Genomic DNA, 12,100 nt, shown 5'->3' on the forward strand with positions numbered 1-12,100 from the left:
TTGGGTATCCTTGGGTTAGTTATATTATACCTAATGTCACGTCAATCAAGTGCCCCAAGGAATTAGAAGAAGGGTATAAAATCGATGCCACTAGCTCGCTCGATCAGGAGTGTTAAGCCTGCAAGTCCCACAAGCACCGACCCAATCCGCTTCACCCAAACAAAGCGATCCCCGAGCCAGGCGAAGCAGGCGAAGGCGATGGCGAGGAGGGCGACTTGGCCGAGTTCGACGCCGATGTTGAAGCCTAAAAGGGCGCCGGGGAGTTTCTCGGGTTGGTCCTTTGGCAGGATGCCGGCGAGGGCGCTGGCGAAGCTGAGGCCGTGGATGAAGCCGAAGAGGCCGACGAGGAGAAGACGACCCTTGCCGAGTTCCTTGACGCAGAGGTTTTCGATGCCGACCCAGGCGATGCTGGCGGCGATGAGGATTTCGACCGGTTGAGCGGGGAGATTTACCCAGCCAAGGGTGGCGGCGGCGAGGGAGATGGAGTGGGCGACGGTGAAGGCGAGGGTCTGGCCAAGGAGAGGCTTCCACTTGGGGACGAGGAGGAAGAGGCCGAGGACGAAGAGAATGTGATCAAGGCCATCCGGCAGGATGTGTTGGAAGCCGACCTTGATCCAATCCGGGATGGAGAGGGGCTTGGGCTTGAGATCTTCTTCGGTGGCGCTGCGTTCGGCGATGGTCATTTGCTCGCCGCTCATGATCGGCTTGGTTCCGGCATCGGGGCCGGTGCCGGTGAGGACGACGAGGACAACGCCAAAGGGTTCCTTCCAGCGGATATCGAGGTGCTTGGCCCCGGGAGGAAGCTGGGCATGCACGGCGACATCGAGCATGGGGAGTTCCTCGGGTTCGCCCTCGCTGAGGAAAGCGGGAGCGGTTTCGTGGAAGGCGGGGATTTCCATGGTCCAGGGGATGGGCGTGCCATCGGCGAGGAGCGTGAAGCAATCGCGCCAGTAGGTGATGGCTTCCGCCTCGATCTTTGCCCAGCCATCGGGGCCTTGTCCGCGGAGCCAGGCGAGGTCCTTGGCCTCCTCGTCTTCATCGCCGCGGAACTCCTCGAGCATGTAGGCGGCGTCGGCCTGGACGACGCCTTCGATTTTTTCGCCCTTCAGATCGAGGGACATGGTGATCTCCGCGATCTGGTGGGCGTGGAGAAGGGTGGGGAAAAAAGCCAGGAGCAGCAGGAGAAAGATGCGGGGCATGGGTGGCTGGGGAGTGGTAGCTGCTTTGAGGCAAAATCCCTAATGAGTAGATTCTAATCATCAATCGGAGGGGGGAGGGGAGGAAAGGCAGAGTGCCGAGTGATCAGTGATCAGTGGAAGAGGTGATTAGGGGGATGCGGGAGGGAGGTGAGGATTGCGGGGAAGGGGTCGATGAAGCGGGTGTGGGTTCGAGTCCCGGAGACGTTAGGTGGCCGTAGTGCTGCGGTCGCGTCGCCCTCCCTGTTGGAGGGTTCGGATTCGTTGCTTTTGGAACTTGGAAAATCGCACTGTGCATTTGAACCTCTGCGGCGTGGACAGCATCCGGATCCGTGGGGCGAGGCAGCACAATTTACGGGGTGTCGATGTGGACATCCCGCGTGGGAAATTGGTGGTGATTACCGGGCCGAGCGGGAGCGGGAAGTCATCGCTGGCTTTTCATACGCTCTTCGCGGAGGGGCAGCGGCGCTTTGTGGAATCGCTTTCGGCGTATGCACGGCAGTTCCTCGACCAACTGGAGAAGCCGGATGTGGATTCGATCGAGGGACTGAGTCCGGCAATCGCGATCGAGCAGCGGAGCGGAGGACTGAACCCGCGCTCGACGGTGGCGACGGTGACGGAGATCCATGAACACCTGCGGGTGCTGTGGGCGGCGGCGGGGGTACCGCATGATCCGGAGAGCGGCGAGAAGCTGGAGCGGATGGGCGCGAGCGATATCGTGAGCTCCATTTCCGCGATGGCCGAGGGGACGCGGGTGGTGCTGCTGGCTCCGGTGCCGCAGGAGGAGGTGCGGGAGCCGGAGCGGCTGATCGGGGACTTGCGCCGCCAGGGCTTCGTCCGGGTGCGGGTGGAAGGTGAGATTTTGGAACTGGAGGAGGCGCTGAAGGCGTGGCCGGAACGTGCGACCTCCGTGGAGGTGGTGGTGGATCGTCTGGTGGTGCGGGCCGGGGGCGAGGCGCGCTTGGCGGACTCGGTGGAGACGGCGCTGCGGATCTGCGGGAGCGAGGCGCGGGCGCTGGTGCAGGGGGCGGAGGAAAAGGAGTGGCGGGAGATTTCCTTCCAGACGAGCTACCGGAATCCCAAGACCGGCTTCATGATCGGCGAGCTGACGCCGCGGCACTTTTCGTTCAACTCGCACCTCGGGGCCTGTCCGGCCTGTGAGGGCTTGGGCACGGAGGTTTTCTGTGATTCGGAGTTGCTGCTCGGGGATGCCGGCTTGCCGCTGGCGAAGGGCGGCGTGAAGGGCTGGTGGAAGATCGGCGCGCAGCGTGGCAAGGCCTTCGCGCGGGAAGCGGTGGCGATTTTGAAGATGTTCGGGAAGCCGGAGGACGGGACTTTTTCCGAGTTGCCGGAGGAGGGGCGGCAATTGCTTTTCCATGGTGGCAATTTCGACACCGGCTGGCGGATCGGCGCGGAGAAGAAGAAGCAGATCAAGCGCTATGAGGGCCTGTGTGTGGAGGCGGAGCGGAAGCTGAAGGAAGCGCGCAGCGAGGCCGTGCGGCGTCGCGTGGCGCGGGTGATGGCGGAGCGTCCCTGCAGTGCCTGCCATGGTCAGCGGCTGCGACCGGAGATCCTGGCAGTGCGGATCGAGGGCGGCGGAGGGCTTTGGCTGGGGATCCAGGATTTCTGCTCGCTGCCGGTGGAGGAGGCGGATGGCTGGCTGGCGCAGTTGAGGCTGCCGGAGGATCGCGCCGAGGTCTGCGGGCAACTGGCCGGAGCGGTGGGAGAAAGGCTCGGTTTCTTGAGAGAGGTCGGCCTAGGGTATCTCGGGCTGGATCGCTCGAGCGCCACGCTTTCCGGTGGCGAGGCGCAGCGGATCCGGCTGGCGACGCAGTTCGGCAGCGGGCTGACAGGCGTGCTCTATGTACTGGATGAACCGAGCATCGGCCTGCATGCGGAGGACACCGGCCGGCTGATCGCGGCGCTGAAGCGGCTGCGGGATCGCGGCAATACGATCGTGGTGGTTGAGCATGATGAGGAGATGATCCGGGCAGCGGATTGGATGATCGAGCTCGGGCCCGGGGCGGGAAAGGAAGGCGGGGTCTTGCTGGGCAGCGCGACGCCGGATGCATTTCCGAAGGACTCGCCGACGCGGGGTTGGCTGGAAGCGCCGATCCCGCCGGTGGCGGTGGGCGCGGGGTTTCCCTTGCTCGGCGATGCGCTGATGATCCGCGGGGCCAGCGAGCACAACCTGCAGGATGTGGATGTGCGGATTCCGCTGGGCGGGATCGTCTGTGTGACGGGACCGAGCGGCAGCGGGAAATCGACGCTGGCGGATGACGTGCTGCTGCGGGCGCTGAAGCGTCATTTCAATGGCAGCGGGGATCCGCCGGGGAAGCATCGGGCGATCGAGGGCATGGAAGCGCTGGGTAAGGTGGTGGCGGTGGACCAATCGCCAATCGGCCGTAGCCCGCGGTCGAATCCGGCGACCTTTACCGGGATGTTCGATGGCATCCGCGATCTGTTTTCGAAACTTCCGCTATCCCGCCAGCGTGGCTATGGCGCGGGGCGATTTTCTTTCAACACGCACGGAGGGCGCTGTGAGAATTGTGAGGGGGCGGGACGTTTGAAGATCGAGATGCATTTCCTGCCCGACGCATGGATCACGTGCCGGGCCTGCGGCGGGAAGCGCTTCAACCGGGAGACGCTAGAGGTGAGATTCAAGGGCATGAGCATCGCGGATGCGCTGGATCTCACGGCGGGTGAGGCGCTCGCGGCCTTCGCGGCGGTGCCGAAGCTAAAGCGGACCTTGGAGGTGCTGGGGGAGCTGGGGCTCGGGTACGTGAAGCTGGGACAGGCGGCGAATACGCTCTCCGGCGGCGAGGCGCAGCGGCTGAAGCTGGCGGTGGAGCTTTCCAAACCGGCGGCGCCGCACACCCTGTATTTCTTCGACGAGCCGACGACCGGCCTGCATTTCGGGGATGTGGAGCGTTTGCTGGGAGCTTTCCGCGGCCTGCGGGAGGCCGGGCATAGCGTGCTGGTGGTGGAGCACCATCTGGATGTCATTTCCGCGGCAGACTGGGTGGTCGACCTGGGACCGGGTGGGGGACGCGAAGGGGGCAGGGTGGTAGCCGAGGGATCACCCGCCCAGATCGCGAAAATCGCGGATTCTCCGACCGGAAGAGCGTTGGCGCGGAGGCTCGGGTCGTCCGGCGAAATATAGGCTTCGCAAACCCGTGAATATCACCCGATCCGCTGTCATCATTGGGGTGCTTCACTTGTTCCTATTCGCGGGAATGCTGTGGGTCTCCTTTGCGGCAGAGAGGAGGTGGCACCTCATCCGGGATGACTTGGTAGTGCTGGGTCTTTTGACGAGACCCATTCAGTATCTGGCGTTCTCGACGGGGTGGCTCTGCTTTTGTCTCCTTATTTTTCTGAGCTTGCTGGCGATGCTTTGGAAGAGTGGCAGGGGTCTGGTGGTCCTGCTGGTGGTCGATGGAATTTTCGTCCTGCTATTGCTCGTATTCGGGTTTCAAGTCGCCCTGCTGGAGCTGCCGGTCCTGCCTCTCAAAGATAAGATCCGGTATATTTTCAGTGATTGAGCAGCGACATGGGAGCGGGCTGCGAGGCTCGGGAATCTTTGGTCTGCCATCGAATCGCTAGCCATTTCTCAGACAAGACACTAGGCTGGTGACGCTACATTGATGGATCCCAACGAAGAAGTGAGCAGTGTCCCCGCACAAAGCCTCTCGCCTTCCACGCAAGCGTGGCAGGAGTGGCTGGCTGAAAATGGGCCGCGCCTGATTCTTTTCGCCCGGCAGCAGACCCGCTCCTCCGAGGATGCGGAAGACATCGTGCAAGATGCCTTGGTCAAGCTGGTCGAGAAGCTGGACGCGAATGAATTCGTGGGGGGCCAAGAAGCTTGGATTCCCTATCTTTTCACCGCGATCCGCCGCCTGGCGATCGATCTCGGCCGACGCGATGATCGTCGCAAGCGGCGCGAGGACTTCGTGAGCGAGGAGGTGGAATCCGATCAGAAGGATGCCCTTCACCCGTGGTTCGAAAGCGAGTCGTCCGATGATGAGACGAGGCAACTGCTCGAGGCCGGATTGAAGGAACTCCCGCCGAAATTTGCCGAAGTCGTCATCATGAAAATCTGGGGTGAGCGGACTTTCGCAGAGATCGGAGAGGCACTTGAAATTTCCCAAAACACAGCGGCCTCCCGGTATCGCTACGGTCTTGAAGCCCTGAAGAAAAAGCTCTCCTCCGCCCGCCGCAAGGGCGACCTATCAATCTAAGATCATCCGTTTCCGAAAGAAAGTCACATGGACCCCGAATTCCAGGATCTTGAAAACACGCTGAAGGGAATGCGCCCGGCGAAGCCGGATGCGGCCAGTCTCGACCGCCTGCTGGCGGCTGTGGAGGGTCGTTTGCAATCGTCCCCGGTGTCGATCTCTGGAGTGGAGAGCAAGCTGGCCTCGCTCCAGCCGGTTGCTCTTTCGGATGATCTTGCCGCGCGGATGCTGGCGACGGTGAGCCGCGTGCCCTTTCCGGTGGACGAGAAGGTGGTGCTCTTCCCGGGCGCGCAGAAGCCTGCGAAGAAGGAGAATGTTTCGCGTCGTCCCTGGTATGCCGCGGCTGCGGCCGTGGCAGTGGCCGGGGCCTTCAGCGCGCTGATGGTGGGTGGCCCGAAGGTGGCGCAACCTCATCACGGTGGCGGCGCGGTGGCGGGCAACGAAATCCCGCTTGGGGCGAAGAATATTTCCGCCGCGAACTTCACGCCATCTTCCATGGGCAGCGGCCTGCAGGATGTGAGCGACATGGGCGTGCGCTGGACCCGCGAGGGCCGGCCGGTGCGCCTTTATCGCGTGATCTATCGCGACAAGGCACAACTGAAGAATAACAAGGGCGAGATCATCGAGGTCGAGAAGCCCCGTGCCGAATATTTCCTGGTTCCGGAGAAAATCGACTGAGAAGGTCAAGACAAAAATGCTGAGCTACTACGCTTCTAGTATGTTAACGGCAATGAACAAGAAACAACATTTCGCATGTGGAATCGCCGGTCTGATGAGTCTGGCTGCGACGGCCTTTGCCATCGAAGCGCCGGATTCCGCGGCACCGATTCCGCCCCAGGTTTCCCCGGAAGAAGCCGCCGCGCCGCCGGTCGAGATCCCGCATGCCGATGCGGTGGAAATCCCGGTGCGTCCTGCCCAAGGAGAAGCGAGGGCCGAAGCGGCCGCGCATGGTTATCTCGGCGTCGGCGGCTCGAAGCTGCCCGCCCTGGTGGGCGAGCACCTGAAGCTCGCCGAAGGCGAAGGAGTCGTGGTCCGCACGCTGGATCCGGATGGTCCTGCCGCGAAGGCAGGGATCGCCCAGAACGACATCATCACGAAGGTGGCTGGCAAGGCCGTGGGTTCCCACGATGACCTGCGCGCTTCCGTGGCCGGCCTGAAGCCCGGTGAAGAAGTGGCGATCGATTTCATCCACCGCGGCGAGTCGAAGAATGTGAGCGTGGCTCTCGGTGCGACGCCTGCCCAGCCGGGTGCGGTGGCAGGAGCCGAGGTGAAGCCGCTCGACAATCTCATGATGAACGGCATGCCGCCGGATCAGTTGAAGCGCATGCGCGAGGCGATCGAGCAGAACATGAAGGCTTTCGAAGCGCTCGACGGTGAAGATGTGAATGCCGGTGCCCTGATGGGTGAAGGGATTCACAAGCGCGTCCAACAGATGCTCCAAGGCATGCAGATGCCGGAGATGCCCGACGTCGGCCAGTTCGAGAAGGGCGGCTTGGAAATGAACGGCACGAGCAGCAGCTCGATCCGCATGCTGGATGAAAACGGCAGCGTGGAACTCAAGTCCCAGGACGGCAACAAGCATGTCCGGGTCTTCGACAAGGATGGCAAGGTCGAGTGGGAAGGTCCTTACGACACGGCGGCTGATAAGGAAGCCGTGCCGAAGGATGTCCGCGAACGGATCGATCGCCTGAACATCGACATGGATTTCAAGGGTAACGGCCTTCGTCTGCGCATGGCGCCTCGCGGCGCCCGCTGAACGGTGGTCGGTTTTTCAGGGAGGCAAGTGCACCCGTTCCGGTTTTTTCCCGGAGCGGGTGTAGTCGTAGCGTCGGCGCGGGTTGATTTGTCTGCCCTTGTCATTTCCATGGAGCGCTGCGGGAACATTGTGGGATTGCCCCGTGACCGTTCCCGCTCTCTCATCCCCGAGGACAAGACATGATGCTCTACGACACCACTGCCGATGTCATCCGGAAGGCCCTGCGGGGGCTGGATCTGGCACCATCGGAGGCAGCGGCGCGGGCCGGGCTTCCGGAGAAGGATGTGATGGCCGCCGCCCGGGGACCCGTTTCCCGGGAAGTGCTGGAGCAGCTTGCCCCGGCGCTGGGGCTGTCGCCGCTGGCGCTGGCCGGCTTGCCGGATTTTGTCCCGCCTGCCTGCGAACTTCCGCAGATCACGCGCTTGGAACTGCCATTCGATGACGAAACGGTGAATGCTTGGCTCGTCCAGGATGGCGCGGGTGGAAATGTGCTCTTTGATGCCGGGGATGGCCCGCAGGATGTGGCGCAGGCGCTTGACGCCCAAGGCACCGGGCAACTGGATATTTTCATCACCCATGAGCACCACGACCACGTGGGCGGGCTACCTGCGCTGCGTGCGCGGATCCGCAGCTTGGCGGGCCCTGCGGAGGGGGAACGGCTAAAAGGCGGCGAGCGTTTGGAACGCGGTGCACTTTCCATCCGGGCGATTCCGCTGCCCGGCCACTGTCTGGGGGCGCTCGGCTACGTGATCGAGGGGCTGGCAGTCCCGGTCTGCGTCACCGGCGATGCGCTTTTTGCCGGATCCATGGGGGGCTGCGCGCCGGGGGAGCCTTATCGTGAGGCACTCGCGGCAAACCGGAAGGAGGTCCTGAGCCTGCCTCCGGAGACGATTCTTCTGCCCGGCCACGGTCCGGCTTCCACCGCAGGAAGTGAATTGCTGGCAAACCCTTTTCTCGCCAAAGACGTAATACAAAGGTGAGAACCACGTAGTTGAGCGGCCGGAACTAAACCGGCGGCCCTTCTTTCCTGTTAATATCCGTCCGTCCAACCCGCGGAACCGCACCCGTAACCCTCGATTCCTGTAAAACATTCCATGCGCATCATCGTCCCCACCTTGCTCCTCGCCTCCGCCGTGGCCTCGCTGGCCCAAGACAAATGGTATGAGCAAATGCAAATCGGCCCCGCCTGGAGCAATACCTTCGACGCCACCATCAATGGCGAGAAGACCCTTGGTGCCGTGAAGGGCATCCTGGTCGACCTCGGCGAGGGCAACCACGCGCTCTTCGACACCGAGACGCTCCGTGTTGTCTCCGCCTACAAGGGCTTCGTCCACTGGGGCGGCACGCCTTGGACCGGCGAGCATGGCCACCTGATCAAGATCCAGAACGAGAACCCCTACTTCAACGTCGAGTCCGGTCCGGGCTGGGCGGATGCAGCGGGCAAGTTCGACGACCAGCGCGCGAAGAAAGGCTTTGGCAATCTGGAGCACGCGAAGTTCAAGGGCTTCTTCCGCGATGGAAAGAAGATCGTCTTTTCCTACGAGGTGCTGGGCACCCCGGTATATGAGTCGCTGGAAAGCACTCCGAACGGCGTGACCCGCCAGTTCCAGGTGGCCCCGCACAAGCAGGCGCTGAGCCTGGTGGTGGCGGACGACAAGGCCGGCGTGAGCGCGAATGGCACCACGGGCAGCTCGAAGAGCGGCCTCTCCGTGGCTGTCGGCGGCAAGGGCCCGACGCTCTCCGCGAACAAGGATCGCATCGTTGCGAAGATCTCTCCATCGACCGCGCCGGTGACCTTCACGATCACCTACGCGAAGGATGGCGAAGCCAAGGCTGCCGAGCCGGTCGAGCTGGCCGCGCTGACCAAGGGGGGTGAAGGGATCTGGAAGGAAACCATCACGACCCCGGGCAATCTCTCCACCGACAAGAAGGCACCTTGGGTGACCGACACGGTGACGATTCCCGAGGACAATCCGTGGCACTCGAACATCCGCTTCGCGGGCCTCGATTTCGTGGATGATGACACCGCGGCTCTTTGCACCTGGAATGGTGACGTGTGGACCGTTTCCGGCCTGAAGGGCGATTGGAAGGAGTTCAAGTGGAAGCGCTTTGCCTCCGGTCTCTTCGAGCCGCTGGGCCTGAAGGTGGTGAATGGCGCGATCATGGTGCATGGCCGCGACCAGATCACGCGCCTGCACGACCTGAACAAGGACGGCGAGGCGGATCGCTACGAGGCTTTCTTCCGTGAGGAGTCGGTGTCGCCGAACTTCCACGAGTTCGCCTTCGAACTGCAGACGGACAAGCAGGGAAATTTCTATACCTGCAAGGCTTCGCCGGTGCGTGGTGGCGGTCGTGGTTTCGACGAGATTTTCCCGCATCACGGCACGGTCCTCAAGATCTCTCCCGATGGCACGAAGTACACGGTCCTGGCGACCGGTCTGCGCGCTCCGGGCGGCCTTGGCGTGGGCCCGAATGGCGAGATCACCACGGGTGAGAACGAAGGTTCCTGGCAGCCGCGTTGCAAGATCAACTACTTCACCCCGAAGCAGGCTCCCGTCTTCCTCGGCACCGAGCCGAGCAAGCACGACGTGAAGAAGGATTTCCACGAGCCGCTTTGCTACCTGCCGATGGAAGTCGACAACTCGGGTGCTTCCCAGGTGTGGGTGCCGGAGGGCGTGGACTTCGGCGTGAAGGCGGGCGAGATGCTGCACCTTTCCTACGGCCAGTCTTCGGTTTACCGCGTGCTGCCAGCTCCGGTGGATGACACGATGCAGGGCGGTGTGGTGAAGCTGCCGATCTCGCTGGGCTCCTCTGCGATGCGCGCGCGCTTCCACACGGATGGCTCGATGTATGTCTGCGGCCTCCGCGGATGGCAGACCAATGCCGCGGCCGAGACCGCCTTCCAGCGTGTCCGCCGCAATGCCGAGGTGCCGACCGATCTGCCGGACAAGGTGGAATTCACCCGCACCGGCGTGAAGATCCACTTCGAAGGTTCGCTCGATCCCGAGCTGGCTGCCGATCCGGAAAGCTACTCCGCCGAGCGCTGGAACTATGTCCGCGGCCCGCAATACGGCGGTGGCGAGTTCTCCGTCGACAAGCCGGACCGCGATGCCGAGAAGCTCGCACTCGAGAAGGAGTCGCAGAGCCACAAGGTTCACGACAAGATCGAGATCAAGGCGGCCCGCGTTTCCAAGGACGGCCACACTGTCGAGCTGGATCTGGCAGGCCACAAGCCGTCCATGCAGCTGAAGGTGACCTGGGACCTCGAAACCACCGATGGAGAAGTGCTGAAGGGCGACTACTACGGCACCTTCCGCAAGCCGGCGAAGTAAAGCCCCAAGGCGATCTAGCAGGATCAACAATCCATCAGGCGTGGCCGGAGAAATCCGGCCACGCTTTCTATATGTATCTTGGGCTTCGAGGGAGCAACTCGGTTACCCCAAGCTGAATTTTCCTCCGTAGTGCGAAACACCGACCGAGCCATTCTTCAGCCACCCGATTAACTTCCCTCCGCTCTCTCGATTGATGTAAGCATCATCTACCACCAGACATCCCAGGGATCGCCCGGAAACGGACTTGTCGGTGTTGTTGTCGGTATCGCGTACATACTCGCTCCCATGCAAGACCACGCCGCGTCCTTGCATATTGGAATTGGTGGGTGAAAGGCCCTTCAGCCGAACCGCTTGGCCTACGACGTCGGAATCGTAGTTTTCAAGGGTTAGCATTACACCCAGACAGCTACAGTAAGATCCATCTTTGTTCGAAACTTCCCTCAAGATTCCATCATGAGGTGTCCTGTTTTTACCGCCGATACCGTGAGAGCATTTGAAGCGATAAAGCTCCTTGTCGGCGATGCTGTAAACGAATAGCCGGGGCTTCTTGGAATTGATGGAGTAATCAACCTCAAAAATCCAATTGCAATTTGATTCAAGCTTTCGGCGTTGCTCGTAGGCGAGGGCGACTTCGGATGGTACTTTATCTTCGGATCCTTGGTAGGGTTCTGCTGTTTTCATAAGTACAAAACACCCCGTTAAATTTGGGGGGATACTCATGGATATGACTTTGTCTCCCTATTCTTCTAGTACCCAAACGCGGGGTCTGTTGGCTTGGCGTCAAAGATCTCCGCCGTCACCCTTCGTGAGCCGACGGATCAACTCCGGCTGCGAGTGAACTCCGAAATGCCGGAAGATGGCCTTTGAGTAACCGTGAACGGTATTCACGCTCAGGCCAAGGTGATCGGCGATCCGCTTCCGTGACCATCCCTCGCATAGCAGATTCAAGACCGTCCGATGCCGCGGGTAGAGGCGTTCCAACTCCGGTGTTTGCCGATCGGGGAACGACTGGAAGTGCAGCCACGGCACCTCGCTCAGGACGATGTGCGCGATGCGGGATTCCCTTTCGTCGAAGTGCGGTTCGCCAAGACGTCGATACACCGCAACACCGGAGATTCCACCTCCATCCATGGGGCGTTGGGAGATCAGCAGGGTGCCGATATCTGCCTTGGCCCAAAGCTCGCCGGCCTTGGAGTTCTCCAAGCGCATGGGCGGGTCCATTTGTCTCAGCGTGCGCGTGAGCTGGGTTCCCTTTTCCCTGAGCTCGATGGAGGATGGCCGGGTAACTTCCTCCATGTCGGGGTGGTTCATCGCCTCGATGTAGCGCGCGAAGCGTTCCTCGTCCCAGCCGCCGTGTTCGAAGCCGACGAAGGATGGCGGCTTGTCGGGGTCGAACTCCGCCATGCACCATGCCCAGCTGGTCGCATTGACCAGGCTGCACAGCCCATCCATCAGGAATCTGCGCTTCTCGGTAAGTCCTCCGGGCTCCGCGATCACGCTTCCCAGAAGCCGGACAATGTCCCGCACATCTTGCTCGGTAAGCGGAGACTGTGGGATCTTGCTGCTTGCGGAGTTCATGAG

General features: G+C 61.9%; 10 protein-coding genes. 7 read left to right on the forward strand and 3 right to left on the reverse strand.

All coding sequences use genetic code 11. The features are described from left to right. Nucleotides 1–62: 62 nt before the first annotated feature. Nucleotides 63–1,199 (reverse strand): HupE/UreJ family protein, encoded by a 1,137-nt coding sequence (locus HHL09_RS24415; RefSeq protein WP_169457276.1) that lies wholly within the window; start codon nt 1,197–1,199, stop codon nt 63–65. 289 nt (nt 1,200–1,488) lie between these two features. Between HHL09_RS24415 and uvrA the strand changes: the two genes are divergently transcribed. From uvrA to HHL09_RS24450, 7 genes are all read left to right on the forward strand, one after another. Further along, entirely contained in the window at nt 1,489–4,359 is a 2,871-nt protein-coding gene (gene uvrA, locus HHL09_RS24420; RefSeq protein WP_240963698.1) for an excinuclease ABC subunit UvrA, read from the forward strand. Between the two features lie 13 nt (nt 4,360–4,372). Then, entirely contained in the window at nt 4,373–4,738 is a 366-nt protein-coding gene (locus tag HHL09_RS24425; protein WP_169457277.1) for a hypothetical protein, read from the forward strand. A 102-nt stretch (nt 4,739–4,840) separates the two neighbouring features. Next, nucleotides 4,841–5,434: an RNA polymerase sigma factor gene (locus tag HHL09_RS24430; RefSeq protein ID WP_169457278.1), complete on the forward strand. Its 594-nt coding sequence runs from the start codon at nt 4,841–4,843 to the stop codon at nt 5,432–5,434. A 27-nt stretch (nt 5,435–5,461) separates the two neighbouring features. Next, complete coding sequence (locus HHL09_RS24435; RefSeq protein ID WP_169457279.1) at nt 5,462–6,109, forward strand: hypothetical protein; 648 nt, start codon at nt 5,462–5,464, stop codon at nt 6,107–6,109. Between the two features lie 94 nt (nt 6,110–6,203). After that, nucleotides 6,204–7,187 carry a S1C family serine protease gene (locus HHL09_RS24440; RefSeq protein ID WP_169457280.1) on the forward strand — a complete coding sequence of 328 codons (984 nt, stop codon included), beginning with the start codon at nt 6,204–6,206 and terminating at the stop codon, nt 7,185–7,187. A 179-nt stretch (nt 7,188–7,366) separates the two neighbouring features. Further along, nucleotides 7,367–8,167: an MBL fold metallo-hydrolase gene (locus HHL09_RS24445; RefSeq protein WP_169457281.1), complete on the forward strand. Its 801-nt coding sequence runs from the start codon at nt 7,367–7,369 to the stop codon at nt 8,165–8,167. A 114-nt stretch (nt 8,168–8,281) separates the two neighbouring features. Then, on the forward strand, nt 8,282–10,519 hold the full coding sequence (locus tag HHL09_RS24450; protein WP_169457282.1) for a DUF6797 domain-containing protein: 2,238 nt from the start codon (nt 8,282–8,284) through the stop codon (nt 10,517–10,519). Nucleotides 10,520–10,621: 102 nt separating this feature from the next. On the opposite strand, the gene HHL09_RS24455 is transcribed toward HHL09_RS24450, so the two are convergent. Together HHL09_RS24455 and HHL09_RS24460 are read right to left on the reverse strand one after the other, a co-directional pair. Continuing rightward, nucleotides 10,622–11,200 (reverse strand): murein L,D-transpeptidase catalytic domain-containing protein, encoded by a 579-nt coding sequence (locus tag HHL09_RS24455; RefSeq protein WP_169457283.1) that lies wholly within the window; start codon nt 11,198–11,200, stop codon nt 10,622–10,624. A gap of 99 nt (nt 11,201–11,299) precedes the next feature. Then, a complete protein-coding gene (locus tag HHL09_RS24460) occupies nt 11,300–12,097 on the reverse strand; it encodes a helix-turn-helix transcriptional regulator (RefSeq protein WP_205760932.1) in 798 nt (265 codons plus the stop codon). Nucleotides 12,098–12,100: the final 3 nt, after the last annotated feature.

It is taken from the genome of Luteolibacter luteus (assembly GCF_012913485.1).
Taxonomy (GTDB): Bacteria; Verrucomicrobiota; Verrucomicrobiia; order Verrucomicrobiales; family Akkermansiaceae; genus Haloferula; species Haloferula lutea.

What these genes read in the sequence shown, in the direction of transcription:
- HHL09_RS24440 (WP_169457280.1), top strand. Translation starts at nt 6,204, where the DNA reads ATGAGTCTGGCTGCGACGGCCTTTGCCATCGAAGCGCCGGATTCCGCG.
- HHL09_RS24455 (WP_169457283.1), bottom strand. Translation starts at nt 11,200, where the DNA reads ATGAAAACAGCAGAACCCTACCAAGGATCCGAAGATAAAGTACCATCC.
- HHL09_RS24445 (WP_169457281.1), top strand. Translation starts at nt 7,367, where the DNA reads ATGATGCTCTACGACACCACTGCCGATGTCATCCGGAAGGCCCTGCGG.
- HHL09_RS24435 (WP_169457279.1), top strand. Translation starts at nt 5,462, where the DNA reads ATGGACCCCGAATTCCAGGATCTTGAAAACACGCTGAAGGGAATGCGC.
- HHL09_RS24415 (WP_169457276.1), bottom strand. Translation starts at nt 1,199, where the DNA reads ATGCCCCGCATCTTTCTCCTGCTGCTCCTGGCTTTTTTCCCCACCCTT.
- HHL09_RS24460 (WP_205760932.1), bottom strand. Translation starts at nt 12,097, where the DNA reads ATGAACTCCGCAAGCAGCAAGATCCCACAGTCTCCGCTTACCGAGCAA.
- HHL09_RS24430 (WP_169457278.1), top strand. Translation starts at nt 4,841, where the DNA reads ATGGATCCCAACGAAGAAGTGAGCAGTGTCCCCGCACAAAGCCTCTCG.
- HHL09_RS24450 (WP_169457282.1), top strand. Translation starts at nt 8,282, where the DNA reads ATGCGCATCATCGTCCCCACCTTGCTCCTCGCCTCCGCCGTGGCCTCG.